Raw genomic sequence first — 26,237 nt, 5'->3', positions numbered from 1 at the left:
TGAGGCCGCACGCCCCTGACCGGCTTAAGGTCGCAGCCCGGTAATCAGATGCACCACACCGTCCGCCAAGGGCATCACGCCCGCGACCCCGGCAGCGCTCAAAGCCTGTTGATCAATGCCCGACACGTCACGCAATACAACCCGCACCCGCGTCAACGCCAGTGGTTGCTGCGACTGGAGGTTATCCACACCGCCCAGTGCCGCGACGATGGCCGCGCTTAATCCTTCGCTCGGCTCGGCCGGCGCTTCGGGCGTGTCCACGACCAGATCCGGGGTCAGGGCCTTCCAGAATGCCTTCTGCAATTTATCCAACATCTTCAGTTCTCCAGAACCCGTAAGGTATCGACGGTTGCCTCGTGAAACAGCTGCAGCGCCTCGCGCACCTGCCCGGCACTTTCCAGACCGAGCACTTGTTGGGCGATGATCTGACATTCGGCCAACTGCAGCTCGCGCACCGTCGCCTTGACCGGCGCAATCATCGGCACGCTCACCGACAGCTCATCCACCCCCAACCCCAGCAACAACGGCACCGCCAGACGCTCCGAGGCCATCGCCCCGCACACGCCGACCCATTTGCCATGGGCGTGCGCGGCCTTCACGGTCATGGCGATCAAGCGCAGTACCGAGGGATGAAAACTGTCGGCCTGACTGGCCAGGCGCGGGTGATCGCGATCCATCGCCAGGGTGTATTGCGTCAGGTCATTGGTGCCGATCGAGAAGAAATCCACCAGAGGCGCAAACCGGTCCGCCATCAGTGCCGCTGCCGGCACTTCGATCATGATCCCCAGTTTCGGCCGTTGCGTTAGCCCCAGCGCGAGAGTTTCCTCGTCGAGCATCTGCCGCGCCAGGCGCAGTTCCGACAGTTGCGTGACCATCGGCAACATGATGTGCAAATGCGTCAGATCGCAACAGCCGAGCATGGCCCGGAACTGCTCACGCAATAACTGCGGGCGCTCCAGGCACAAACGAATACCGCGCACGCCGAGGAACGGATTGGTTTCGCTGTCCATGGGCACGTAGGCCAGCGGTTTGTCGCCACCGACATCGAGGGTGCGCACCACCAGATTGCGCGCAGGTCCGACACAGCGAGCGATGGCGCTGTAGGTGGCGACCTGTTCGTCATGGCTCGGTGCGTGATTGCGCCCCAGATAGAGAAATTCCGAACGCAGCAGGCCGACGCCCGCACCGCCCAGGGCCATTGCCTGCTCGGTCTCAGACAATGAGGCGACGTTGGCCGACACCTCGATGTGATGCCCGTCACAGGTCCGTGCCGCGAGCGTTGCATTGGCCAGCTCATGTTCATGGCGGTGACGCTGTTGCGCGTGCCGCGCCTGCCATTGGCTGACGGCCGCAGGATCGGGATGCACATGCAATTCGCCCTTGTCGGCGTCAAGCAATACCGGGGTGCCGTTGCACAGTGCGAGCATTTGCACCGGCACCCCGCAGATCGACGGCAGACCACAGGCGCGAGCGAGAATCGCCACGTGGCTGGTCGCGCCGCCGCCGACCGTAGCGAACCCCAGTACTTTGCTGGTATCGATGCCAGCGGTCTGCGACGGGGTTAGCTGATCGGCGATCAGAATACTGTCTTGCGGCAACGCCAGCGCCTGCTCGGCAATCCCCAGCAGCAACTTGAGCACCCGGCGCCCGACATCGGTCAGATCCGCTGCCCGTTCGGCCAGCAGCGCACTGCCCAACTGGCGAAACATCGCTGCGGTTTCTTCAGTGGCTGCGCGCCAGGCGAACGCCGCGCTTTTGCCCTCACTGATCAGCGCCTGGGCCTGGTCGAGCAGTCCCGGATCTTCGAGCAGTTCCTGATGCGCCTTGAAGATCTCGGCTTCGGCCTCGCCAGCGGCGCTGTCGCGCAAATGCTGCAAGGCCAGATCCGCTTCGACCAGGGCAGTGGCGAGGGCCGCACGCTCGATGCCTGCTCCGCCGCCGAACTCGCTGACGTCGAAGACTGGCTCGCTGATCTGCACCACTTTGCCCAATGCCGAACCGGGTGACGCGCAGACGCCACGCAGAAGGGTCAGAACCTCGCTTTCAACCACCTCGACAGATGCCACTGCTGTCACCGTTTCACCGCAGCCCTCAACCAGTAATCGAGTCAGCGCATCAATGGCGGCGTCAGCATCTTCGCCCACCGCACTGACCTGCACGCTGTCGCCGAAAGCGGTCTGCAACGCCATGATCGCCACCAGGGATTTGGCGTTGGCCCGAGCCTGCTGTTTGTGCAGGTAAATCTTTGCCGCGAAGCCCTTTGCCGCTTGCGCGAACACCGCTGCCGGGCGCGCGTGCAGGCCATTGGCGTTGGGTAGTTTCAACTGCTGTGAAAACACCGCCGGCGTTTCTGCTGCGCCTGGCTCTTCGCTGATCGTCTGTCCGCTGACAAGCCCAAGCAACGGCTGACCGGTTTCGACCCGTCCGCTCGACGCGACCAGCCAAGTGAACGGCTCCCCGCTGACAACCAGCATCAATGTCATCAGGCTGCGCGCATGTCGGGCAATGTAATCGGCGTCGAACTCGATCAGCGCCTGCCCCGCGGTGACCCGTTGGCCCTCTTCAACCAGACGGGTGAAGCCTTGCCCGGCGAGGTTCACCGTATCCAAGCCGATATGCATCAAGACCTGCACGCCATGGTCGTCGGTGATGCTCACGGCGTGTCCGCTGGCCTGCACATTACTGATGACCCCGGCCATGGGCGCGCACAGGGTCGACGAGGTCGGGTCGATGCACAGGCCGTCACCGATCACGCGCCCGGAAAACACCGGATCGGGGACCTGCTCCAGCGCCATCAGGACACCGGACAAAGGAGCCAGCAGTTGCAATTGTTGGGGTGTGGCCATGACGTCACCTGCAGTTTTATGCTTTGAAGTGCTCATGGAGCGCGACGCTCCACCAGCATCGCTTATTTCCACCAGTATTCGACCTGCAATCCGACATTCGCACCGTGGCGAGCACTGCCGAAGGCGCCGGTATCAGACAGTGCCGAGCCTTTGGCCAGTTCGTTGGCCGCCCGTTTGGCCGCCTCGTTCCAGGTCGCGTACGTGTAATACAGGCGCACCTCTGGACGCGCCCAGAACTCAGGGCCTTTGGGCGACCAGGTCGGGGCAAACGTGAACTTGCTCAGCTTGCGCGTGCCGCCCTGGGCTTCGACTTGATCGTGGCCCAGTTCGGTCACCAGTTTGAAGTGGTCGCTGAGCGCATAGGTGGGACGCACACCTAGAGATATCCAGTTCTGATCGGCACCGTCCGGGCGCATGTCTTTCTGGTACACCGCCTCGACCTGGCCACCGAAGCGCGGTGTCACCTGCCAGTCGAAAAACTCGACGATCCGGTAACTCTTGTTGCTGTCGTCCAGTTTGACGTTGCCGGTATAGCCCAGCCCGGTGCCCGGCCCTTCACCGTATTGCAGCGCCAGTTTGTTCTTGCCGCCGAGAAAACCCGTCTGCACATGTTGCGTGGTGATCGCCCAGCCCCGATGGGCATCACGGCTGTCGGGTTTGTCGATATAGCTCAAGCCGAACTCCAGCTCACCGCCCGGGTTGGTCTTGAACCCGGCGACGTTGAAGTCGTGCCGATTGATGTAGTCCTTCTGGTACAGGTTGTCCTTGCGCGAAAAGGCGTAGCTGTATTTAAGGTCGCCGATCAACACGTCTTCGACCCCACCGCCCGTGGCGCTCTGGTTCCAGTAGTAGAAGTCGGAAATATGGATGTCATTGCGTTTGTAGTAACGGCGCCCGGCCCACAATGAACCACCGTTGAGAGCGGGCATCGCCGACCACTGTGCATAAGCCTGTGGCAAGCGGATCGAACCGTTGTCGTCCTTGAAGGTGGGGCTGCGGTCGTAGCGGTTGTACAGCGAGGCCATGCCGTCGACACTCAGTACCGAACCGTCGTCGAGGGTGTACAGGTCCTGACGCAACTCCAGCTCGCCGTACTGCTCGCACTCGTTACCCAAGCGATATTTGGTCTGCGCGCCCGGTAACTGGAAGCACGACTGACCGCTGCTGTTGACCGACGTGCCGACACCGCTGCGCAAGTAGCCGCCAAACTCCAGCGCCTCTGAAGCTGACGGTAAGGCCAGGCAAAAACCTGCCACTGCAAGGCTGCGATTTATTGTTGTTTTCATAAGCCACCCCATTGTTTTTATTGTCTGGTTGCATGAATTCGGCGCGCAAAAATCCCCCGCGCAGTGCTCTGCGTGTTTTTTGAAAGCTGGTTTTTCCAGTTAAATGTCAGGGATCAATCAGGTGCAGGACGAAGGACTCGTAAGGTCGCAAAACCACCTGCCGCTTGCGCAACGGGCCGTCCGGATAGTTGCTGATCAACAGGCGCTGGCTCATTGACTCGCTGATGACTGTCGTCGGCAACTCCACTTCACAGGTTGTCCCGTAGAAGTTGTTCACCACCAACAAACGCTCGGCGCTGCCTTCACGCACATACGCCCAGACTTGCGGATGTTCGGGCAGTAATTGTCGGTACACCCCTTCGGTAATCAGCGATTCGCGGCGGCGCAGTGCGATCAGATTGCGGTAGTGATGCAGTACCGAGTCGGGGTCATCGAGCTGCTTGGCGACGTTGATCTGCGCGGCATTGGCCGGCACTCCGATCCACGGCTCGACACTGCTGAAACCGGCGTTCGGCCCGGCGTCCCAGTGCATCGGCGTGCGCCCGTTATCACGGGACTTCTGCATGATCGCCGCCATATTGTCGGCGTCGCTGCTGCCGGCCTCGCGCCGCAGGCGAAAGATGTTCAGCGTCTCGACATCGCGATAATGCTCGATCGACTCGAACCCCGGATTGGTCATGCCCAACTCTTCGCCCTGATACACGAACGGCGTGCCCTGCAGAAAGTGCAGCGCGGTGCCGAGCATCTTCGCCGAGAGTTCGCGGTACTCGCCGTCATTGCCGAAGCGCGAGACCACGCGCGGTTGATCATGGTTACACCAGAACAGCGCATTCCAGCCGCCGCCGACCTGCATGCCGATCTGCCAGTCGGACAGGATGCTCTTGAGCTGGAGGAAATCGAAGTCGGCGCGCACCCACTTCTGCCGGTTCGGATAATCGACTTTCAGGTGGTGAAAGTTGAAGGTCATCGACAGTTCTTTCGACTGCGGATTGGAATAACGAATGCAGTGTTCGAGGCTGGTCGATGACATCTCGCCGACATTGATAAGGTCGTGCCCTTCGAAAACCTCGCGGTGCATCTGCTGCAAGTATTCGTGGACATTCGGCCCGTCGGTATAGAAGCATCGGCCATCGCTGGCGTCTTCGGGAAAGTCCGCGGGCTTGGAGATCAGATTGATCACATCCAGACGAAAACCGCCCACGCCTTTGTCCCGCCAGAACTGCATCATCCTGAACACTTCAGCGCGGACCTTGGGGTTGTCCCAATTCAGGTCGGCCTGGGTGTGGTCGAACAGGTGCAGGTAGTACTGACCGGTCTGGGCTTCGTACTCCCAGGCGGAACCGCCGAACTTGGATTCCCAGTTGTTCGGCTGATCTCGCCAGATGTAGAAATCACGGTAAGGGTTGTCGAGGCTGCTGCGCGCCTGTTGAAACCACACGTGCTCGATCGAGGTGTGATTGACCACGATGTCGAGCATCAGCTTGATCCCGCGCTTGCCCGCCTCGGCGATCAGCAATTCGCAGTCGGCCATGCTGCCGTAGCTCGGGTCGATGGCGTAGTAATCGCTGATGTCATAGCCGTTATCGCGTTGCGGCGAACGCAGGAATGGCGTGATCCACAAGCAGTCGACACCCAGCCACTGCAGGTAGTCGAGCTTGGCGACGATACCGAGCAGGTCCCCCGTCGGGTTGCCGGCGTGGCTATGAAAACTCTTCGGATAGACCTGATAGATCACCGAACGCTGCCAGTCTTGCATGGCACAACTCCTTCAATAAGTCCGTGCAGCTCGCGCCCACGTTGAAAAGCGATCGACTGTGGGAGCGAACTTGCTCGCGAAAGCACTTGATCAGGCAACCCGATAACCGGGCCTGACAATCTTCATGCTCAATGCACAGGTCAGAACAAACGGCACGAGCATGGCAATCAGCATCCCCAGCACAAACATCGGGATGTACTGCGGAATGATCGAGATGAACCCCGGCAGACCACCGACGCCGATGGCCGAGGCCTGAACCTTGTTCAGCGACAGGAACACGCAACCCAGCGCCGAACCGGTCAGCGCGGCGTAGAACGGAAACTTGTAGCGCAGGTTGACGCCGAACATCGCCGGCTCGGTGATGCCGAAGTAGGCGGAAATCGCCGAAGTCGACGCCATGCTCTTGTCCCGTGCATTACGGGTCATCCAGAACACCGCCAGGGCGGCACTGCCCTGAGCGAGGTTGGACATGACGATCATCGGCCAGATAAAGGTGCCACCCTGGGTCGAGATCAATTGCAGGTCGACCGCGAGAAACATGTGGTGCATGCCGGTGATTACCAGCGGGGCATACAGCACACCGAAAATCGCGCCACCCACCATCGGCGCCAGATCAAACAGCATGACCAGCCCTTCGGTGATGAAGATGCCGAGGTGGCGGGTCACCGGGCCGATCACTGCCAGCGCCAGCACGCCTGTGACGACAATGGTGGTGATGGGTACAACGAGCAATTGAATGGCGTTGGGCACGCGCGCGCGCAGCCATTTTTCGATGACACTCATCACGTAGGCGGCCAGCAGAATCGGCAGGATCTGCCCCTGATAACCGACCTTCTCCACTTGAAACAGGCCGAGAATGTCGAAGTACGGCAGATGCTGCCCGTCCAGCCCGGCGACGGCCTTGCCATAGTTCCAGGCGTTGAGCAGGTCAGGATGCACCAGCATCAGACCGAGCACGATGCCGAGGATCTCGCTGCCGCCAAAGCGTTTGGCCGCCGACCAGCCCACCAGCGCCGGCAGAAACACGAACGAGGTGTTGGCCATCAGATTGATCAGGCTCCACAGCCCGTCGAGTTTCGGGTAGGCATCGAGCAGGGTCTGCCCGTCGATAAACATGCCTTTGGCACCGAGCAGATTGTTGATGCCCATCAGCAGGCCGGCAATGATCAGCGCCGGGAGGATCGGCATGAACACGTCGGAAAAAACCCGCACCAGACGCTGCATGGCGTTGATTTTTTCGGCGCTTTTCTGTTTGACGTCAGCGATGGTCGACGCCGCGAGACCGGTCTGGCGACGCAGTTCGGCATAGACCTTTTCCACTTCGCCCGGACCGATCACCACCTGATACAGGCCACCCGTGAAGAACGAGCCTTTGACCAGGTCGATCTGGTTGAGCCTGGCACTGTCGACCAGGCTCGGATCCTTAAGGGCCAGCCGCAACCGCGTGACGCAATGGGCGGCCTGCTCGAGGTTGTCGCTGCCGCCGAGGCTTTGCAGCAACTGCCGGGCGATGTTCGGATAGTCGTGGCTCATGCTAATTCTTCCGCTATGGATTGTTGTTATTGGCAGCACGCCGAAGCGAAAAATACTCGTCTGTACGAGTTAATGCAACAACTCGTACAGACGAGTTTGTTTGTGTATATTCCCACCAGACCGAGGGCGAATTTTCCTACCCGACCTTAAGGTGATTTCCATCGCCCACATGGACAAAGCCCTACCCTGGCCTTAAGGTTCGAAGCTTTGAGCACAGCCGGCACCGAGCCTCCCCATGAGCAAATACAACCAGATCTATAGCGATCTGCTGGCCAACATCACCACTGAGCGCCTGCAGCGCGGAGCCCGCCTGCCATCCGAAACCGAACTAATGGACAGCTATCAGGCCAGCCGAGGCACGGTGCGCAAAGCGATTGAACTGCTTCAGGAACGCGGCTTTGCGCAGAAAATCCATGGCAAGGGCACCTTTGTGCTGTCGACCGACCCGATCGAGTTTCAGCTCGGCGGCATCGTCAGTTTCCAGGAGACCTACCCGCGCCTGGGCAATGATGTCAGCACCGAAGTGGTCGAGCTGAGCCAGATCCCGCTCGAAGGCGCCCTGCTCGAACACATCCATGCCGAACCCGGCAGTCTCATCACCCGGATCAAGCGTGTGCGGCGGATCGACGGCAAACGCGTAATTCTCGACATCAACCACTTTGTCAGCGAAGTGATTCCCGGCCTGTCCCTCGAGATCGCCGAGCAATCGATCTACGCCCATATCGAACAGACCCTGCAGTTACAAATTGCCTACGCCCAACGCACCATCGAAGCGGTGCCGCGCAGCAAGGACGATCAACTGCACCTGGACCTCGACGGCCAGAGCCATGTGATCGTGGTCAGCAACCAGACCTTCCTCCAGGACGGCCGTCAGTTCGAGTACACCGAATCGCGGCACACTCTCGACAAGTTCTACTTTTCCGACGTGGCACGGCGCTGACCCCCGACATCTTTCGAACGATCATGTGCGGTACATATGTAGTGCACTCCCCTTGAGCGAGTCGGCCATGCTCGGCCCTCAATTCTCAAGGATGGAGAAAGCATGTACGCCACCCAACAAAGCCCTCTACCGAACGCGGCAGACAAAGCGGCGCTGCAGCGAATCGCCTATACCGTCGTGCAGAACTGCCCCGGCCTGCAGGACGCCGCCCATGAAGCCGCGCGTAATCTGCTGGAAGCAAAAGGCTTGTTGAGCCTCGATCCGGATCAGGTTTATTTCCATCGCTTCAAGACGGCCCAGAGCAGCACCCGCTCGTTTACCGGCTGGGAGCACATCCGCGAAAAACCCTACGAATCACTGACCCTGACACAGTTGGTCATTCATCGTTTCCGCGCCACCGACCAGGACAACGCCGACCTGCTCGATCTGTACGGCGGCTTCTACACCGAAGGTCCGCAGGGCGAGAACTTCGACGAAAAAAACCAGGTGTGCCTGCATGGCAACGAGGTCTTGAACGCGTTCTGGAACCTCGACTTCAGTGGCAACTACAGCACCACCCTGACGGACTTCTGGAACAGTCACAGCGAGGATTTTCGCACCTTGGCCAAGTGCAATTTCCTCAGCCGTGCGGTGCAGGCGCTGGACCTTGGGCAGCTCAGCGGCACTGACTTCCAATGGCTGACGGGCTCAGTGGTGGGGCCCGTCAGTTGGCCGGTGAGCCTGAGCATGCTGCAAGCGAGCCACACGCCAACGGGCGACGTATGCGCCTTCGACGTCGACGGGCATGTCGCCACGCAATTGCTGCGCATCGTCGCCCCCTCCGGTCGCCAGATTATCTATCTGCCCAGTGAAACCGAGGCGTTCGTGATCAAGGAAACGGCAGCGGACCTGCATTGGTGGGTACTGGATCAACTGAACGACGCAAAACGCTGCGCGAACTTCCTGGATCACTTTGCCCTCGCCGATCGTCAGCACATGAACGAGAACATGTCCGATCTGATGAACCGATTGGTGAGCACCTGGGGCCGGGCCGACCATCAGTTGATCAACCGCGCAAATCAGGTGCTGAGCGATGATGCATTCAGCTGGCTGCGCGACTCGACCCGTCAGGCGATGTTTGCTGAAGCCCACCTGTCACTGACGTCCAATGGCGATCTGCGCAAAAAACTGTGGATCGGCTATCTGAGTGCCGGCCTCAAAGTGTTCGGTCCGATGGCCACTGTCGGTTGGCCGCTGGCGTTGCCGGTGATTGGCGCCACCGTGGCCAGCATGGGTCTGAATATCGATCAGGCGCAAAACGGCAAGACAAGGGCCGAACGCAAGGCCGGCGTGCAGAATGCGGTCCTGAATGGCATCAACCTGTTACTCAATCTGCCATTGCTGATCGGCACCGGGCCGATGCTGGAAATGGGCGCCGAGGTCGATGCGGCAGAGGCCGCAGAAATGGCCGAGTACAGCGAAGCCTTGAACCCTGCCACCGAGGCTGACAACCCAATGCAGATCATGGTGCCGGAGGATGTCGACACTAGCGTGCCAAATCTCGATGAAACAGTCCTGGTTCCGGCGCAGAACGTCCCACCGCCAGCGGTGCCCGAGCGTTATCAATGCAACGAGTTGCTCGACGGTACGGCACTCGGCGAGGAGTCCGGGAAATTCCACGGAATCTACCGTCTCGACACGGATCCGCCCTATGCCATTTTGATGAATGACACGCCGTACTATGTGCGCTACTTCACCAACTCTCGGGGCAGTGGCGACTGGGCGATCGTTGACCCGGAGCGACCCAACCAGCTCGTCCACGCCCTGCCAGTCCGTCTCAATGGCGAAGGTGACTGGGAGCGCATGCCTGCACTGGGGCTCAGAGGTGGAGGTCAATGCATGGGCAAGCAATGCGCCCCTGAGATCGAACTCGATACCTTCGAACCTGCACCGCCCGAGGTACCCGCTCAACCGGCGCAGGAACCGCAACCGTCGACATCGCGCCCTCCTCGTCCAGTGACCAGCGCCTACGATATCGATCCAACGGTGCGCAGTTCGATAAGAAGCTGGGCGTTGAACCTCGACGAGGCCCATGTCCAGTTGCAGCCCGACGGAGCCGGCGGCTTTGCCATGGACGATCCGTTCGAGTTGTACGCATCCGGTAAGCGCCAACTCTTGCAGAATTCAGCCAGAATTTTTTTCAAGAACCTGCCGTGGGTCATTCTGCCTGCGCGTCCGGCAATACCCGAAATCAGCCGCCTGATGCCGCTGGCCGATCTTGTCGACAGGATTTTTGAAAGTGCTTCAGGGCTGGTAGTGGGTGAAACCCTGAATCGCATCGCCAGCCTGCGCTTTCTGATTGAAAGCATGCCCGCGCTGGCCCGTCACGTAAAAACCCTCTACATGCGCGGACTGCTCAGTGACTTCGCTCAAGTTGAACTGAACCGCTATTTCAGCAGCGGCAACATGACTGCGCAATTACGCACTTACCTGAGCAGCCTGGGCACCGATCCCGCCGGTCGATTCAACCCGCTGGAACTGGTTCAGACCGCGCGAGCAAACGGTGTCCGGATCCAGGCGATCGACTGCGCCGCGAGCTACAAAATGAAAGCACCGCTGCCCTCCGTCGACGAGCAAATGATGAGCACCTACCTGGCAAACGACATCATGACCGGCGACGCCTACCTCAACAGCCCGGGAAAATGGCTCGTAGTAACGGATGCTCACAACACCAATACCTTCCGAGGACTGATGGGTATCAGCGAATTGAAGGGCGGAATCGGCCTGCGAATCGCTGAAGTCGGCATCGGTGAAGAGCTGGGTATGGATGTCGATCCAGGGATTGAAGTACCACGCGACAGCCCGCCCGGGGCTACCGTCAGGCAAGGGAATCCGGACCTTCTTCGCGCCGATTTGCGCTGGAAAGTTCAGGCACCCGAGGTGAACTGGAACGAGGAGACGCTGGAGAATCTCTTATACAGGCGCGGCATGTATCTGTTCGAAAAAACAGGCGACAGCTACACCCTGATCCACCGCAGCAAACAGGGTTTGCTGCAACGCACACCGATCACTCGATCGAGTGACGGCAAGGTGTCCCTCCACCGACCTGCATGGCAGCGTGTGAATGACATTGAGTTCGCCAGCCTGAGGGACATGTCGGAACGACTATCCGATACCGGGCTGATATTGCGCAGCCGGATTCCCGATTGAGGCTGATCGGTTAGAAATGAACGCCGCAAACGCAGAGGCCGCGTGAAACATTGCTTCACGCGGCCTCTTGTTTACCTGCACTCACACCGTCACGGCATGCGCGGGATCATTCCCACTCAATCGTCGCCGGCGGCTTGCTCGACACGTCGTAAGTGACGCGGGAGATGCCTTCGATTTCATTGATGATGCGGCCGGAAACGGTTTCCAGCAGTTCGTAAGGCAGGTGAGCCCAACGTGCGGTCATGAAGTCGATGGTTTCCACGGCACGCAGGGCCACGACCCAGGCGTAACGACGGCCATCGCCGACCACGCCAACCGATTTCACCGGCTGGAACACCACGAACGCCTGGCTGACCTTGTGGTACCAGTCGGCCTTGCGCAGTTCTTCGATGAAGATGTGGTCGGCACGACGCAGCAGATCGGCGTATTCCTTCTTCACTTCACCGAGGATGCGCACGCCCAGGCCCGGGCCCGGGAACGGGTGACGGTAGACCATGTCGTACGGCAGGCCCAGTTCCAGACCCAGACGACGGACTTCGTCCTTGAACAGTTCGCGCAATGGCTCGACCAGTTTCAGGTTCATCTCTTCCGGCAGGCCGCCCACGTTGTGGTGCGACTTGATCACGTGGGCCTTGCCGCTTTTCGCGCCAGCCGACTCGATCACGTCCGGGTAGATGGTGCCCTGAGCCAGGTACTTGATGTTGTCCAGTTTGCAGGATTCGGCATCGAACACGTCGATGAAGGTACGGCCGATGATCTTGCGCTTCTTCTCCGGGTCGGCTTCGCCGGCCAGGTTATTGAGGAACTGGTCTTCAGCGTTGGCGCGGATCACCTTGACGCCCATGTTCTCGGCGAACATGGCCATTACTTGCTCGCCTTCGTGCAGACGCAACAGGCCGTTGTCGACGAACACGCAGGTCAGCTGGTCGCCGATGGCCTTGTGCAGCAGTGCGGCAACCACCGAGGAGTCAACACCGCCGGACAGGCCCAGCAGCACGTTGTCGGTGCCGACTTGTGCGCGGATGTTGGCGATGGCGTCTTCAGCGATCTTCGACGGGGTCCACAGGGCTTCACAGCCACAGATGTCCAGCACGAAGCGCGACAGGATGCGACCGCCCTGCTTGGTGTGGGTCACTTCCGGGTGGAACTGCACGCCGTAGTAAGCGCGTTCGTCGTTGAACATGCCGGCGATCGGGCAGCTCGGGGTGCTGGCGAGGATGTGGAAGTCTGCCGGCATTTTGGTGACCTTGTCACCGTGGCTCATCCACACGTCGAGACCGAACAGGCCGTCGGCGTCGATGTGATCTTCGATGCCGTCGAGCAGGCGGCTCTTGCCGACCACGTCAACGCGGGCGTAGCCGAACTCACGCAGTTCGGAACCTTCCACCTTGCCGCCCAGTTGCTCGGCCATGGTCTGCATGCCGTAGCAGATACCGAAGACCGGTACGCCCAGGTCAAACACGGCCTGCGGGCAGCGCGGGCTGTTGGCTTCGTGCACGGACTCGGGGCCGCCGGCGAGGATGACGCCTTTAGGAGCGAATTCGCGGATCGCATCTTCGTCCATGTCGAACGGGTGCAGTTCGCAGTACACACCGATCTCACGCACGCGGCGGGCGATCAGTTGGGTGTATTGCGAACCGAAGTCGAGGATCAGGATGCGGTGAGCGTGAATATCGAGGGCCATGATTCAGTCTCGTCTAAGTCATTCAGAAACAGTCGTGATTCAGAAACAACTCGGGGCTGAATCAAACAGCCCCGGTTGCTTTGCTTGTTGCTTGAAGGCTCAACCTACGCGGTAGTTTGGCGCTTCTTTGGTGATCTGCACGTCGTGAACGTGGGATTCGGCCATACCGGCACCGGTGATCCGCACGAACTCGGGCTTGGTGCGCATTTCTTCGATGTCGGCACTGCCGGTGTAACCCATCGAGGAACGCAGACCGCCCATCAACTGGTGAATGATCGCAGTCAGGGTGCCTTTATACGGCACACGGCCTTCGATACCTTCCGGCACCAGCTTCTCGGCGCCTGCCGAGGAGTCCTGGAAGTAACGGTCGGACGAGCCTTGCGCCTGGGACATGGCGCCCAGCGAACCCATACCGCGGTAAGCCTTGTAAGAACGGCCCTGGAACAGTTCGATCTCGCCCGGCGCTTCTTCGGTACCGGCGAACATCGAGCCCATCATCACGCAGGACGCACCCGCCACGATGGCCTTGGACAGGTCACCGGAGAAACGGATGCCGCCGTCGGCGATCAACGGAACACCAGTGCCTTCGAGGGCAGCGGCGACGTTGGCGATGGCACTGATTTGCGGCACGCCGACACCGGCGACGATACGCGTGGTGCAGATCGAGCCTGGGCCGATACCGACCTTGACCGCATCGGCGCCAGCTTCGGCCAGGGCCTTGGCGGCAGCGCCGGTGGCGATGTTGCCGCCGATCACCTGCACTTCAGGGAAGTTTTCCTTGACCCAGCGAACGCGGTCGATCACACCTTTGGAGTGACCGTGCGCGGTGTCGACCACGACGACGTCCACACCGGCATTGACCAGCGCGGCAACGCGGTCACCGGTGTCTTTACCGGTACCGACGGCAGCGCCAACGCGCAGACGACCTTGATCGTCCTTGCTGGCGAGCGGGTAGGCTTTGGCTTTTTCGATGTCTTTGACGGTCATCATGCCTTTGAGGGCAAACTTGTCGTCGACGATCAGGACTTTTTCCAGGCGGTGCTTGTGCAACAGCTCGCGGACTTCGTTCTTGTCGGCGCCTTCGCGCACAGTGACCAGACGCTCTTTAGGCGTCATCACTTCGCGCACGGTGGCATCCAGACGTGTTTCGAAGCGTACGTCACGGGAAGTGACGATGCCGACCAGGTCGCCATCGTGCAGCACCGGAACGCCGGAAATGTTGTGCATGCGGGTCAAGTCGAACAAGTCACGCACCGTGGCATCCGCCTCGATGGTGATCGGATCCTTGACGACGCCGGCTTCGAACTTCTTGACCTTACGCACTTCGGCAGCTTGCTGCTCGATGGTCATGTTCTTGTGGATAATGCCGATGCCACCTTCCTGAGCCATGGCGATTGCCAGACGGGCTTCAGTAACGGTGTCCATGGCGGCAGAAACCAGAGGAATGTTCAGCTCGATGCCACGGGTAAGGCGGGTCTTGAGACTGACTTCGTTAGGAAGCACCTCGGAATAACCGGGCACTAGGAGAATGTCGTCGAATGTCAGAGCTTCTTGGCTGATACGCAGCATCGCGGGGGCTCCCGAGCGGGAAAATGGAAGCGCGCCATTATAGTCATCCACCCCCTGCTGTTCAATGTAAAACTCAGCCTAATATCAATGTTGCTGATATACGGAGATCCCCGCCGCTACAGCTCCACCTTGACCCAAGAGACAGGTTGATCGAGCCAATCGGCGAATTCGTCGATAAAGCTCTGCTTGAACCCGGCCTCCAGCCAGTTGTTGAAGATGAAGCCAAGGTTGGAGAACGCACACTCTTGCAAATACAGAAAGCCGTTGATGTCGTCTTCATGCCCGCATTCCGGGCAGGTGAAGTTGTCGGTGCGCCCGGGCATCCAGTCTTCCAGGCTTTCGAACAACGCTTCGCCAACCTCGCGGCGACACTCGGCGCAACCGGCTTCTTCGAGAAACCCCTTGGCCGGTGTATAGATGCAGCGTTTGGTGATGATCTCCAGCCCGTTGACCGGCTCGCCAAACGGCAGCGCCTCGGGATGCAGCACCACCGCCCGCGCGCCGTCAGCCAAGGCGTACCCCATGCGATTGCCGGTGCGTCCGCAGGTCGTGAGCTCTTCCTTGACGATGTTCTTGCGCACCAGCCAACGCACGATCGCCCGTGCCCGGGGTTCGTGGACCGGCAGGGTGGAGATTTTCGGGACGATGATGCTTTGCGAATTCATGGGTGCAGCCTGCGACGTCAAATGGAAATTCTGCGGTGCTCACTCCGCTGCTTTCGCGGGCAAGCCCGCTCCCACAGATCTCGGCAGTCACAAATGTTGTGTACACCCGAGAGACCTGTGGGAGCGGGTTTGCCCGCGAAGGCGTCAGCGCGGCCGGCAGCTTAATCCCTGACAAAATCCGGTCAAGTGCCGAGATAGCGTCCGATCAACGCAATCCCGCTGGCCAGCACCAGCCACGTCACCAGCCGCACAAACGCCTCGCGCGACAAACGCATGGTCAACCGCCGCCCGATCCACAGCCCCAATGCCATGGCCGGCAACAGACACAGCGCCAGCATCAACAAGGGTAGCTCGGCATACACACCGGCGATGGCGAACAGGCTCAAACGCACCACCGTGCTGCAACTGATCAGCGCACTTTGCGTGGCCCGGGCCGCCTCTTTTGGCAGACGACTGTTGAGATAGATCGCATACAAGAAGCCGCCACTGCCGAATAACGCCCCGAACAACCCGCCCACCGTGCCCATCGGCACGGCCCACGCCGCCGACAATTGTGTCGGCCGCACATTCACCCACAGGCTGTAAACGGCATAGGCGCTGATAAACAGACCCATCAACAGCAACAGCACATCGGATTTGAGGTTAAGCAGGAAAATCACCCCCAACGTGCAACCCACCGCCATACACGGCAACAAACGCAGCAGCTCGGGTTTCGCCACGTCCCGGCGCGAGGGCAGCAGATTGCCGAACGCCGCGACGAAATCCAGCAGCACCAGCAACGGCACGATTTTCGACAGCGGCATGAACAGAATCAGCATCGGCCCCGCGACCAGCGCCGTGCCGAATCCGGCAATGCCGAAGACAATATAGGCCAGCGTGATCCCCAACCCGATCATCGCCCAGCCACCCGCGCCCCACGTCCACTCACTCAACAACCCCAGCACACTCATCACTGCACATCCCCCATAAGCCTGAGATGACTTTAGCCAGCGCCAGGCGTTGCGACTAATATGTTCAAAGCCGCTTACTCATCTCGAAAAGGCATATCTCGTGCTCTCGACCCGTCAACTGCGCTACTTCGTGGAAATTGCCGAATGCGGCAGTTTCAGTGCGGCCGCTGAACGTCTGTTTATCGCGCAATCGGCGCTGAGCCGGCAGATCAAGGACATGGAAACCCGCCTGCAAACGCCGCTGTTCGAGCGCACCGCGCGCCAGCCACGGCTCACGGCGGCAGGTGAGGCATTGTTGCCGCGAGCCAGAAACCTGCTCAATGAACTGAGCAAAGCCTGCGCGATGACAACCGAAGTCGGCACCGGCCAGCGGGGCACGTTGCGCCTGAGTCACTCGAGCACCGTGTCGATCAGCGGACATTTATTACGTCGGATCAGCACTTATCTCGATCAGCAGCCCGGCGTATCGCTGGACCTCGGCAAGCTGTCCTCCGAGGCGCAGCTTGAAGAACTGGCTGAAGGACGTCTCGACGTTGGCCTGCTGCGCCTGCCGGTATTGCGTCAGCGTGAAGGGATTCAGGTGGCGCCGGTATTCACCGAACGCCTGCTGCTGGCGGTGCCGAACGATCATCGCCTGGCCGATTCGGCCTCTGTCGAACTGGTGCAACTGCGAGACGAGGCGTTCATCTCGATCCCTCATCCCCAGCGCGGCGGGCTCAGTTATCTGTGTGCCGACCTGTGCATGCGCCAGGGCTTTTTCCCCAAAGCGGCGCGGGTGATGTCGCGCAAGACCACTCAGCTGCAATTGATCCAGGCCGGATTCGGCATCGCCCTGCTGCCTGAGTCCATGCAGGACATCGCGCCGCCCGGCGTACGATTTCTCCCGTTGACGGATGCCGATTGCCAAAGCACCGTCGCCCTCGCCTATCGCCAGAACCCCACCCCGCTGATCCACCACTTCATCCAGGCTTTCAGCAATCCCCCATGTGGGAGCGAGCCTGCTCGCGAATGCGGCCTGTCAGCCACTGAAGATGTAGAAGGATAAGACGCTTGCGCGAGCAGGCTCGCTCCCACAATTGGATTTGTGGTGATTCATGGAGATTGATCAGCAAATGCCTTTAAACTGCGCCTCATGATTAAAGATCCCTTTTCAAGGCTCGGCCTTGACCGCGAAGTCCTGACCGTCAGCCAGCTCAACGGCCGCGCGCGGGTGTTGCTCGAAGACGTGTTCAGCAACATCTGGGTCGAAGGCGAAATCTCCAACCTCGCCCGCCCGGCGTCCGGCCATGTGTATTTCACCCTCAAGGACAGCGGCGCGCAGGTGCGTTGCGCGCTGTTCCGGCAGAACGCGGCGCGGGTGCGCCAGGCGCTGAAGGACGGCCTGGCCGTGAAGGTGCGGGGCAAGGTTTCGCTGTTCGAAGGCCGCGGCGACTATCAACTGATTCTCGACACCGTCGAGCCGGCCGGTGATGGCGCGCTGCGTCTGGCGTTCGATGCGCTGAAGGAAAAACTCAGCGCCGAAGGCCTGTTCAGCGCCGAGCGCAAAGTGCCGCTGCCGGCGCATCCGCAGCGCATCGGCATCATCAGTTCGCCGACCGGCGCGGTGATTCGCGACATCATCAGCGTGTTCCGCCGCCGTGCACCGCAGGTGCAACTGACGCTGATCCCCACGGCCGTACAGGGCCGCGAGGCCACCGCGCAGATTGTCCGCGCACTGAAGCTGGCCGACGCCCGCGGTTTCGACGCGCTGATCCTCGCCCGTGGCGGCGGCTCGCTGGAAGACCTCTGGTGCTTCAACGAAGAGGCTGTGGCGCGCGCGGTCGATGCCTGTGTAACACCGATTGTCAGCGCTGTCGGCCATGAAACCGACGTGTCGATCAGCGACTTTGTTGCCGACGTGCGCGCCCCCACGCCGTCGGCGGCTGCCGAACTGCTCGCCCCCGACTCCAGTCATCTGATCCGTCAGGTCGAAAGCCTGCATCGCCGCTTGGTGATGCGCATGCGTGACCGCTTGATGCGCGATCGTCTGCGCCTGGAAGGCATGGCCCGGCGCCTGCGGCATCCCGGCGAACGTCTGCGCCAGCAGGCGCAGCGTCTGGATGACCTGGACATGCGCATGCGCCGCGCCTTCGAGCGTCAGCTCAATACTCGTCGCGAACGCCTGATTCGCCTGGAAACCCGACTCGCCGGGCAACACCCCGGACGCCAACTGGCGATGTTGCGCCAGCGCCTCGACAGCCTCGCCGAACGCCTGCCCCGGGCCATGCGCGAAGGCCTGAAAAGCCGTCGCCTGCAACTGCACAGCCAGATGCAGACGCTGCATGTGGTCAGCCCGTTGGCGACCCTCGGTCGCGGTTACAGCATTCTGCTGGATGAGCGTGGCCACGCGATCCGCAACGCCGCGCAGACCCACACCGGGCAGCGCCTGAAGGCCAGACTCGGCGAAGGCGAACTGCAAGTGCGCGTCGAGGACAACCACCTGACGCCTGTCACCCTTTCTTTACTGGACTGATCCATGCCGCGTTTTTTCGCTCCGTTATTGTTGCTGTGTTTGACCACTTTCAATGCCCACGCCGACAGCTACATCACCCGGCTACTCAACAAACCGGTGCCGGGCGGTGTGGCGGTGGTTGATCTGGGCGCAGCCGCGCAGGCACCGAAAGCCACCTATCAGGGCAAACCGGTGCTGGTGGTGAAAGAACAGAACAACTGGCTGGCGATTGTCGGCGTGCCGCTAACCGTCAAACCAGGCGCGCAGCAGATCAGCAGTGGCGGGCGTAATCTGCCGTTCACCGTGGGCAACAAGAAATATCCGGAACAACGCATCACCCTGAAGAACAAGCAGCAAGTCAATCCGGATCAGTCGAACCTCAAGCGCATCGAGGGTGAACTGGCCGAGCAGATCAAGGCGTATCGCAGCTTCAGCCCGAACACGCCGAGCAATCTGCTGCTGGACAAACCGGTCAACGGGCCGCTGTCGAGCAAGTTCGGTGTGCGTCGTTTCTTCAATGGCGAAGAGCGCAATCCTCACGCTGGTCTCGACTTTGCGGTACCGGCCGGCACGCCGATCAAGACCCCGGCGGCGGGCAAGGTGATTCTGACCGGCAACTACTTCTTCAATGGCAACACGGTGTTTGTCGATCACGGGCAGGGCTTCATCAGCATGTTCTGCCATATGTCGAAAATTGATGTGAAGGTCGGCGATCAACTGGCCCGTGGCGCGGTGGTCGGCAAGGTCGGCTCGACCGGGCGGGCGACCGGGCCGCACATGCACTGGAACATCAGCCTGAACGATGCCCGGGTGGATCCGGCGATTTTCATTGGCGCGTTCCAACCTTAAACATTTGAATGGGCTGATGGCCTCTTCGCGAGCAAGCTCGCTCCCACAAGGATATGTGCATGAACACGATCCGATGTGGGAGCGAGCTTGCTCGCGAAGGCGGCCTGTGAAACACACTCATACCTGCCAACGCTCCACAATCCTCGATTGCGCCCCAATCTAGCCTCACGCAAACATCAACAAGATCTACCGCCTTAAGCGCAATAAAATCCTGCAAAACCCCAATTTCAGAGTATTCCTCTCAATTTTTTTCGACTGCTTGCCATCCTCTCCCCTCGCGGTTAGGGTTTAAGGCATGAAAACCTCTCACACCCTTATTCAGCTTCGCCAGCACCGCAGCCTGTGCCTCGTCAGCGCACGACTGCCGGGCTGAATCGCTGCGCCTCGTCCCACGCTTTTCCAAGAACTTTTGTTCCACCGGCAGGCCGCCTCTTTTCGGCCCAGACAATAAGGAATTTCCCGATGAGCATGCTCAAAGATCCGTCTTCGAAATACCGCGCGTTCCCCGTCATCAACTTGCCGGATCGCACCTGGCCGTCGAAAACCATCGACGCCGCGCCGATCTGGTGCAGCTCCGACCTGCGTGACGGTAACCAGTCGTTGATCGAGCCGATGGACGCGGTGAAGAAGCTGCGCTTCTGGAAGACCCTGGTTCAGGTGGGAGTGAAGGAAATCGAAGCCTCGTTCCCGGCCGCTTCGCAAACCGACTTCGACTTCGTGCGTACCCTGATCGAAGAAGGCCACATTCCGGACGACACCACCATCCAGGTGTTGACCCAGGGCCGTGAAGACCTGATCGAGCGCACCTTCGAATCCCTGCGCGGGGCGAAGAAAGCCATCGTTCACTTGTACAACGCCACCTCGCCGTCCTTCCGTCGCATCGTCTTCAACCAGGACAAGGACGGTATCAAGGCCATCGCCGTGAACGCCGCCAAGCTGTTCGTCAAATACGCAGCCATGCAGCCGGACACCGAGTGGACCTTCGAGTACTCGCCGGAAACCTTCAGCGCCACCGAGCTGGAATTTGCCAAGGAAGTCTGCGATGCAGTGATCGAGGTCTGGAACCCGACGCCTGAGCACAAGATGATCCTCAACCTGCCGGCCACCGTCGAATGCGCGACCCCGAACGTCTACGCCGACCAGATCGAATGGTTTGCCCGCAACATCAACCGTCGTGACAGCGTGATCATCAGCCTGCACACCCACAACGACCGTGGCACCGGCGTCGCCGCCACCGAGTTGGGCCTGATGGCCGGCGCGGATCGCGTCGAAGGCTGCCTGTTCGGCAACGGCGAGCGTACCGGTAACGTCGACCTCGTCACCGTGGCCCTGAACATGTACACCCAGGGCGTCGACCCTGAGCTGGACTTCTCCGACATCGACGGCGTGCGCAAAGTCGTCGAAGAGTGCAACCAGATTCAGGTGCACCCACGTCACCCGTACGTGGGCGATCTGGTCCACACCGCATTCTCCGGCTCGCACCAGGACGCGATCCGCAAGGGCTTCGCCCAGCAGCAACCGGACACCTTGTGGGAAGTGCCGTACCTGCCGATCGACCCGGCCGACATCGGCCGCAGCTACGAGGCGGTGATTCGCGTCAACAGCCAGTCGGGCAAGGGCGGTATCGCTTACTTGCTGGAGCAGGAATACGGCATCAGCCTGCCACGTCGCATGCAGATCGAGTTCAGCCAGGTCGTGCAGCGTGAAACCGATCGCCTGGGCCTTGAGATGACCGCCAAGCAGATCCACTCGCTGTTGATCAGCGAATACCTGCAAGCCAACACCCCCTACGCACTGGTCAGCCATCGCCTGCAGGAAGAAAACGGCAACAGCGCCGTCGAAGTGGAAGTGGCGAGCAAGGGTCAGGGCGAAACCAACCTGCACTGGCGCGGCAAGGGCAACGGTGCGCTGGAAGCACTGGTGGCCGGCCTGCCGATTCCGGTGGAAATCATGGACTACAACGAACACGCCATCGGCGCGGGGACCAACGCCAAGGCAGCGGCCTACATCGAATTGCGGGTGAACGGCGAGCGTGCGGTACACGGCGTGGGCATTGATGAAAACATCACCACGGCCAGCTTCAAGGCCCTGTTCAGCGCGCTGAACCGCTCGTTGAGCCAGCCGGAAGCGAAAGCGGCTTAAGCCTTCGCTGAAATACAAAAGGCCCCGGGGTGCGAACCTCGGGGCCTTTTTTTGCCTGGTGCCTTTACGCTGACTTCAGTGGCCTCTTCGTAGGCGGTGCGACGTTTCGACTTGCCCGCGAAGAAGCCAGATCAAGCGAGAAAAATCTCAGGCGTGCACATCGACACTCAACATTGCCTGCAACAAGGTCGCCTGCAGCACTTGAATGTTGCTGGCCGTCACGGCGATCTGTGTCTGGATTTCCATCACCTGCTGAGCCTTTTGCTCCGCGCTGGCGTTGCCGCGCTCGCTGCTGGCCAACTGAGCCTGCTGCTCGGCCAACAACTTCTGCGCCTCGGCGATCTGCTTTTTCAGGGCTTCGATCGGACTGCCAGCATCGCCGACTGAAGCGATGTTGGCATCTGCGCTGTTCACGCGCAGCTCACCGTCACCATTGGCATCGGTGGCGTTCAACGGGTTGGCGGTTTGCTCTTGCGGGTCGCGGATCGACACTTTTGACGGCGTAACCGGATAGGGATTGACGGCGGTGGCGCTGATGCTGGTCATTGGAAAATCCTCCTTGGCTGATCTTCCTATCGGCAAACACCGCCAAATCTGAACGCAATTGTATGAGTTTCCATACAAACCTCAGATGAGCTCAAAGGTGTCCGCGTCCAGATTTGCCGGAAAGCGCTCGCGATAAGCCGCCAGCGGCGCGGCTTCCAGTACGGCCTTGAACACACCGTCGGCCTCCCCTGCCGCCAGTAACATTTCGCCCTGGAAATCCAGGACCTGACTGTCGCCGGTGTAAGCGAAGCCCTTGCCGTCGGTGCCGACACGATTCACCGCCGCCACGTAACAGAGGTTTTCGATGGCCCGCGCCGGCAACAGGCGATTCCAGTGCAGACGCCGAGCCCCCGGCCAGTTGGCGGTGTACAGCAGCAAGTCAGTGTCCTGCGCATCACGGCTCCACACCGGGAAGCGCAGGTCGTAACAAATCAGCGCCCGTACCCGCCAGCCCTTGAGTTCGAACTGCACCTGGCGTTCGCCGGGGGTGTAGTGGTTGTGCTCGCCGGCCATGCGGAACAGGTGACGCTTGTCGTAATGCAGCACTTCACCGTCCGGCCGCGCCCACAACAAGCGGTTGCGATGGCTGCCGTCAGCCGCCTGAATGATCACGCTGCCGGTGATCACGGCATTGAACTTCGCCGCCTGCACCCGCAGCCATTTGCTGGTCGGGCCATTTTCGGCTTCGGCGAGGGTCGCGGACTCCATGGAGAAACCGGTGGTAAACATCTCCGGCAGAATGATCAGATCCGCACCGCGCGCCTGTTCCAGCAACTGCTCGAAATGCTCGAGATTGGCCTGGCGATCGTGCCACGCCAGACTGGTCTGGATCAGCGCCAGATTGAGATCGGGTAACGCACTCAGATCGCGCATAGTTTTGCCGCTGCTTCGCGCAGCGTCTCCTCGCGTTTGGCGAAGCACAGACGCACGAGGCGCTGGCCTTCGGGTGGATTCTGGTAGAACACCGACACTGGAATACTCGCCACACCGTGCTCGCGGGTCATCCACATGGCCATCTCGACGTCATTCAGGTCGGGGCGGATCTGCGAGTAATCGACCAGTTGAAAATAGGTGCCGGTGACCCGGGTAAAGCTGAAGCGCGACGGCGCCAGCAGATCGCAGAACAGATCGCGCTTGGCCTGATAGAAGCCCGGCAGTTCCTCGACGTGCTCGGGATGCTCGGCCATGTAATCGGCCAGGGCATATTGCAGCGGCGTCACACCGCAGAAACTGACGTACTGGTGCACCTTGCGCAGTTCGGCGGTCAGCGCCGGGGGAGCGACCACATAGCCAGTCTTCCAGCCGGTCACGTGGTAAGTCTTGCCGAACGAGCTGACGACGAAGGCGCGCTGATACAGCTCCTCATGGGCCAGTACGCTGACATGCGGCACGCCGTCGAACACCAGGTGTTCATAGACTTCGTCGCTGATCAGGTAGATGTCGCGCCCCCGGATCAGGGCCGCCAACTGGTCGAGCTCGGCACGGCTGATCAGTGCGCCGCTGGGGTTGTGCGGGGTGTTGAGAACGATCATTTTCGTGCGCGGACTCAGGGCCGTGGCGAGCTTGTCGAAATCAATGGAGAAATCGTCCGGACTCAGCTGCACATGCACGCAACGGCCACCTGCCAGCTCCGTCGCCGGCTCGTAGCTGTCGTAGCACGGGTCGAAGACGATGACTTCGTCGCCGCTGTGGATAACTGCCTGAATCGCACAGAAGATCGCCTGGGTCGCGCCCGGTGTGACGGTCACTTCGTGGTCGGCATCGACATTAACCCCGTAACTGCGGGCAATCTTCGCAGCTATCTGCTGACGCAACGCCGGCAGACCGGTCATGGGTGAATACTGGTTATGGCCGCCGGCAACGTGCCGAGCCACCGCGTCGCGCAGGGATTGCGGGCCGTCGAAATCAGGGAACCCCTGGGAAAGGTTGATGGCCCCGGTTTGCGCCGCGAGCTGAGACATCTGCGTGAAAATCGTGATGCCGACATTCGGCAGCTTACTGGTGATCATCGAAAGCCCCTTGCAGGTGAATTGCAAGTTTCAAGCGTCAAGCTGCAAGCTGCAAGCAAAAACCCGCGCCCACAAAAAAGGGCTTCATACGAAGCCCTCTCTGCTTTATCGCTTTTACTTGAAGCTTGCAGCTCGAAACTTGAAGCTGCTTTTTACTTCTTGTCGCGACGCTTCTTGCTGGCTTTCTTGTTGTGCGACATCAAACGACGCTTCTTGTTGACCTGACGGTCGGTCAGCGTGTTCTTGTTGCCTTCGTACGGGTTCTCGCCACCCTTGAACTCGATGCGGATCGGCGTACCGACCAGCTTCAGCACACGACGGTAGGTGTTTTCCAGATAGCGCACGTAGGACTTCGGCACTTTCTCGATCTGGTTACCGTGGATCACGATGATCGGCGGGTTAGCCCCCCCCAGGTGAGCGTAACGCAGCTTGATCCGGCGGCTGTTGACCATCGGCGGCTGGTGCTCGCTGACCGCGTCTTCAAGGATCTGGGTCAGGCGGCTCGTCGGCCAGCGGGTGACCGCCGACTTGAACGAGTTCTGCACCGAAGCGTAGAGGTTGCCCACGCCGGTACCGTGCAGCGCCGAGATGAAGTGGATGTCGGCGAAGTCGACGAAGAACAGGCGACGCTGCAGCTCGACCTTCACAAAGTCGCGCTCGCTCGGCGTCATGCCGTCCCACTTGTTGATCGCGATCACCAGCGCCCGACCGGCTTCAAGGGCGAAGCCCAGCAGGTTGAGGTCGTGATCGACCACGCCTTCGCGGGCGTCCATCACGAAGATCACCACGTTGGCGTCTTTGATCGCCTGCAGGGTTTTGACCACGGAGAACTTTTCGACTTCTTCGTGGATCTTGCCGCGCTTGCGCACACCGGCGGTGTCGATCAGCGTGTACTTCTCTTCATTCCGTTCGAACGGGATGTAGATACTGTCGCGGGTGGTGCCGGGCTGGTCATAGACGATCACCCGGTCTTCACCGAGCATGCGGTTGACCAGGGTCGATTTACCCACGTTCGGACGACCGATGATGGCGATCTTGATCCCGTCTTTTTCGCTCGGGCCAGGAATGCGCTTGGCTTCCTCGCCTTCGGCAACGATCTCTTCCTCTTCGCCTTCCTGCGGCTCGTCATCGTCACGCGGGAAATCGCTCAGAGCGGCTTCCAGCAACTGCGTGATACCACGGCCGTGAGCACCGGCGATCGGGATCGCGTGGCCCATGCCCAGCGGGGCGAACTCGGCGCGAGCCATTTCCGGGTCGATGTTGTCGACCTTGTTGGCCACCACGTGGGAACGCTTGTTACGTTTGCGCAGGTGTTCGGCGATCATCTGGTCGGCGGCGGTGAAACCAGCCTTGGCATCTACCAGGAACAGAACAACATCTGCCTCTTCGATGGCCAGCAGCGACTGCTCGGCCATTTTTTCGTCCATACCATGTTCGTCACCGGAGATACCGCCGGTGTCGATCAGAATGTAGGAACGCCCTTGCCACTTGGCCTCACCGTACTGGCGATCACGGGTCAGACCGGACAAGTCGCCGACAATGGCGTCGCGAGTCCTGGTCAGGCGGTTGAACAAGGTGGATTTGCCGACGTTCGGTCGGCCCACCAGGGCGATTACGGGAACCATGCGGCTCTCCACTTCGTTATTTCAGAAAATACAAAAGCCGCTGCGAGGCAGCGGCTGGTGCTCGGGGCAACACTGTGGGAGCGGGCTTGCTCGCGAAAAACGCTAACAGCACCGCGTCTATTCAGGCTGTACGCGTCATCGTTGACGCCCTTCGCGA

Annotated in this window: 19 protein-coding genes; 6 read left to right on the top strand and 13 right to left on the bottom strand. The window is 60.4% G+C overall.

Annotated elements, in window-relative coordinates; genetic code table 11:
• Positions 1 to 24: 24 nt before the first annotated feature.
• From PseuLF5_RS23795 to treP, 5 genes are all read right to left on the bottom strand, one after another.
• Entirely contained in the window at positions 25 to 315 is a 291-nt protein-coding gene (locus PseuLF5_RS23795) for a PTS transporter subunit EIIB (RefSeq protein ID WP_128614561.1), read from the bottom strand.
• A 2-nt stretch (positions 316 to 317) separates the two neighbouring features.
• Positions 318 to 2,846: a phosphoenolpyruvate--protein phosphotransferase gene (ptsP, locus tag PseuLF5_RS23790; RefSeq protein WP_340134836.1), complete on the bottom strand. Its 2,529-nt coding sequence runs from the start codon at positions 2,844 to 2,846 to the stop codon at positions 318 to 320.
• Between the two features lie 62 nt (positions 2,847 to 2,908).
• The gene (locus tag PseuLF5_RS23785; RefSeq protein WP_123466077.1) at positions 2,909 to 4,132 is read right to left on the bottom strand and encodes a maltoporin; all 1,224 of its coding nucleotides are present in this window, start codon (positions 4,130 to 4,132) and stop codon (positions 2,909 to 2,911) included.
• A 106-nt stretch (positions 4,133 to 4,238) separates the two neighbouring features.
• Complete coding sequence (gene treC, locus PseuLF5_RS23780) at positions 4,239 to 5,888, bottom strand: alpha,alpha-phosphotrehalase (protein WP_222834357.1); 1,650 nt, start codon at positions 5,886 to 5,888, stop codon at positions 4,239 to 4,241.
• Between the two features lie 90 nt (positions 5,889 to 5,978).
• On the bottom strand, positions 5,979 to 7,421 hold the full coding sequence (treP, locus tag PseuLF5_RS23775) for a PTS system trehalose-specific EIIBC component (protein WP_340134835.1): 1,443 nt from the start codon (positions 7,419 to 7,421) through the stop codon (positions 5,979 to 5,981).
• A 235-nt stretch (positions 7,422 to 7,656) separates the two neighbouring features.
• Between treP and treR the strand changes: the two genes are divergently transcribed.
• Both treR and PseuLF5_RS23765 read left to right on the top strand, forming a co-directional pair.
• Positions 7,657 to 8,361 (top strand): trehalose operon repressor, encoded by a 705-nt coding sequence (gene treR, locus PseuLF5_RS23770; protein ID WP_123466067.1) that lies wholly within the window; start codon positions 7,657 to 7,659, stop codon positions 8,359 to 8,361.
• A gap of 102 nt (positions 8,362 to 8,463) precedes the next feature.
• The gene (locus PseuLF5_RS23765) at positions 8,464 to 11,550 is read left to right on the top strand and encodes a membrane-targeted effector domain-containing toxin (protein ID WP_340134834.1); all 3,087 of its coding nucleotides are present in this window, start codon (positions 8,464 to 8,466) and stop codon (positions 11,548 to 11,550) included.
• 106 nt (positions 11,551 to 11,656) lie between these two features.
• Here the strand turns inward: PseuLF5_RS23765 and guaA are convergent, their stop codons facing one another.
• The 4 genes from guaA to PseuLF5_RS23745 form a co-directional block, all read right to left on the bottom strand.
• Positions 11,657 to 13,234 (bottom strand): glutamine-hydrolyzing GMP synthase, encoded by a 1,578-nt coding sequence (gene guaA / locus PseuLF5_RS23760; RefSeq protein ID WP_123466063.1) that lies wholly within the window; start codon positions 13,232 to 13,234, stop codon positions 11,657 to 11,659.
• A 99-nt stretch (positions 13,235 to 13,333) separates the two neighbouring features.
• Positions 13,334 to 14,803 (bottom strand): IMP dehydrogenase, encoded by a 1,470-nt coding sequence (gene guaB, locus PseuLF5_RS23755; RefSeq protein WP_123466061.1) that lies wholly within the window; start codon positions 14,801 to 14,803, stop codon positions 13,334 to 13,336.
• Positions 14,804 to 14,919: 116 nt separating this feature from the next.
• Entirely contained in the window at positions 14,920 to 15,468 is a 549-nt protein-coding gene (locus PseuLF5_RS23750; protein ID WP_123466059.1) for a sugar ABC transporter ATPase, read from the bottom strand.
• 182 nt (positions 15,469 to 15,650) lie between these two features.
• Positions 15,651 to 16,418, bottom strand: coding sequence for a sulfite exporter TauE/SafE family protein (locus PseuLF5_RS23745; RefSeq protein ID WP_222834354.1), 768 nt, complete (start codon positions 16,416 to 16,418; stop codon positions 15,651 to 15,653).
• A gap of 100 nt (positions 16,419 to 16,518) precedes the next feature.
• Here PseuLF5_RS23745 and PseuLF5_RS23740 point away from each other — a divergent pair, with 100 nt between their 5' ends.
• From PseuLF5_RS23740 to leuA, 4 genes are all read left to right on the top strand, one after another.
• Complete coding sequence (locus PseuLF5_RS23740) at positions 16,519 to 17,463, top strand: LysR family transcriptional regulator (RefSeq protein ID WP_340134833.1); 945 nt, start codon at positions 16,519 to 16,521, stop codon at positions 17,461 to 17,463.
• Between the two features lie 87 nt (positions 17,464 to 17,550).
• Positions 17,551 to 18,930 (top strand): exodeoxyribonuclease VII large subunit, encoded by a 1,380-nt coding sequence (gene xseA / locus PseuLF5_RS23735; protein ID WP_123466054.1) that lies wholly within the window; start codon positions 17,551 to 17,553, stop codon positions 18,928 to 18,930.
• A gap of 3 nt (positions 18,931 to 18,933) precedes the next feature.
• The gene (locus PseuLF5_RS23730; RefSeq protein WP_186748227.1) at positions 18,934 to 19,758 is read left to right on the top strand and encodes a M23 family metallopeptidase; all 825 of its coding nucleotides are present in this window, start codon (positions 18,934 to 18,936) and stop codon (positions 19,756 to 19,758) included.
• A gap of 462 nt (positions 19,759 to 20,220) precedes the next feature.
• Positions 20,221 to 21,900: a 2-isopropylmalate synthase gene (gene leuA / locus PseuLF5_RS23725; protein WP_340134832.1), complete on the top strand. Its 1,680-nt coding sequence runs from the start codon at positions 20,221 to 20,223 to the stop codon at positions 21,898 to 21,900.
• Between the two features lie 147 nt (positions 21,901 to 22,047).
• Here the strand turns inward: leuA and PseuLF5_RS23720 are convergent, their stop codons facing one another.
• From PseuLF5_RS23720 to der, 4 genes are all read right to left on the bottom strand, one after another.
• Complete coding sequence (locus tag PseuLF5_RS23720) at positions 22,048 to 22,446, bottom strand: hypothetical protein (RefSeq protein WP_123466048.1); 399 nt, start codon at positions 22,444 to 22,446, stop codon at positions 22,048 to 22,050.
• 81 nt (positions 22,447 to 22,527) lie between these two features.
• On the bottom strand, positions 22,528 to 23,319 hold the full coding sequence (locus PseuLF5_RS23715; RefSeq protein ID WP_340134831.1) for an amidohydrolase: 792 nt from the start codon (positions 23,317 to 23,319) through the stop codon (positions 22,528 to 22,530).
• Entirely contained in the window at positions 23,307 to 24,455 is a 1,149-nt protein-coding gene (locus PseuLF5_RS23710) for a pyridoxal phosphate-dependent aminotransferase (RefSeq protein WP_340134830.1), read from the bottom strand. Before PseuLF5_RS23710 ends, PseuLF5_RS23715 begins: the two co-directional genes overlap by 13 nt.
• 152 nt (positions 24,456 to 24,607) lie before the next feature.
• Positions 24,608 to 26,080, bottom strand: coding sequence for a ribosome biogenesis GTPase Der (gene der, locus PseuLF5_RS23705; protein ID WP_123466043.1), 1,473 nt, complete (start codon positions 26,078 to 26,080; stop codon positions 24,608 to 24,610).
• Between the last annotated feature and the right edge of the window lie 157 nt (positions 26,081 to 26,237).

Origin of the sequence: Pseudomonas sp. LF-5, assembly GCF_037626295.1 — a bacterium.
In the GTDB taxonomy this organism is placed as follows: Bacteria; Pseudomonadota; Gammaproteobacteria; order Pseudomonadales; family Pseudomonadaceae; genus Aquipseudomonas; species Aquipseudomonas monsensis.
The sequence above is the reverse complement of the archived record's forward strand: the minus strand, read 5'-3'. Positions and strand labels throughout refer to the sequence as shown.

Coding starts and splice junctions, on each gene's coding strand:
- PseuLF5_RS23795 (WP_128614561.1), bottom strand. CDS start 315: ATGTTGGATAAATTGCAGAAGGCATTCTGGAAGGCCCTGACCCCGGAT.
- ptsP (WP_340134836.1), bottom strand. CDS start 2,846: ATGGCCACACCCCAACAATTGCAACTGCTGGCTCCTTTGTCCGGTGTC.
- PseuLF5_RS23785 (WP_123466077.1), bottom strand. CDS start 4,132: ATGAAAACAACAATAAATCGCAGCCTTGCAGTGGCAGGTTTTTGCCTG.
- treC (WP_222834357.1), bottom strand. CDS start 5,888: ATGCAAGACTGGCAGCGTTCGGTGATCTATCAGGTCTATCCGAAGAGT.
- treP (WP_340134835.1), bottom strand. CDS start 7,421: ATGAGCCACGACTATCCGAACATCGCCCGGCAGTTGCTGCAAAGCCTC.
- treR (WP_123466067.1), top strand. CDS start 7,657: ATGAGCAAATACAACCAGATCTATAGCGATCTGCTGGCCAACATCACC.
- PseuLF5_RS23765 (WP_340134834.1), top strand. CDS start 8,464: ATGTACGCCACCCAACAAAGCCCTCTACCGAACGCGGCAGACAAAGCG.
- guaA (WP_123466063.1), bottom strand. CDS start 13,234: ATGGCCCTCGATATTCACGCTCACCGCATCCTGATCCTCGACTTCGGT.
- guaB (WP_123466061.1), bottom strand. CDS start 14,803: ATGCTGCGTATCAGCCAAGAAGCTCTGACATTCGACGACATTCTCCTA.
- PseuLF5_RS23750 (WP_123466059.1), bottom strand. CDS start 15,468: ATGAATTCGCAAAGCATCATCGTCCCGAAAATCTCCACCCTGCCGGTC.
- PseuLF5_RS23745 (WP_222834354.1), bottom strand. CDS start 16,418: ATGAGTGTGCTGGGGTTGTTGAGTGAGTGGACGTGGGGCGCGGGTGGC.
- xseA (WP_123466054.1), top strand. CDS start 17,551: ATGATTAAAGATCCCTTTTCAAGGCTCGGCCTTGACCGCGAAGTCCTG.
- PseuLF5_RS23730 (WP_186748227.1), top strand. CDS start 18,934: ATGCCGCGTTTTTTCGCTCCGTTATTGTTGCTGTGTTTGACCACTTTC.
- leuA (WP_340134832.1), top strand. CDS start 20,221: ATGAGCATGCTCAAAGATCCGTCTTCGAAATACCGCGCGTTCCCCGTC.
- PseuLF5_RS23720 (WP_123466048.1), bottom strand. CDS start 22,446: ATGACCAGCATCAGCGCCACCGCCGTCAATCCCTATCCGGTTACGCCG.
- PseuLF5_RS23715 (WP_340134831.1), bottom strand. CDS start 23,319: ATGCGCGATCTGAGTGCGTTACCCGATCTCAATCTGGCGCTGATCCAG.
- PseuLF5_RS23710 (WP_340134830.1), bottom strand. CDS start 24,455: ATGATCACCAGTAAGCTGCCGAATGTCGGCATCACGATTTTCACGCAG.
- der (WP_123466043.1), bottom strand. CDS start 26,080: ATGGTTCCCGTAATCGCCCTGGTGGGCCGACCGAACGTCGGCAAATCC.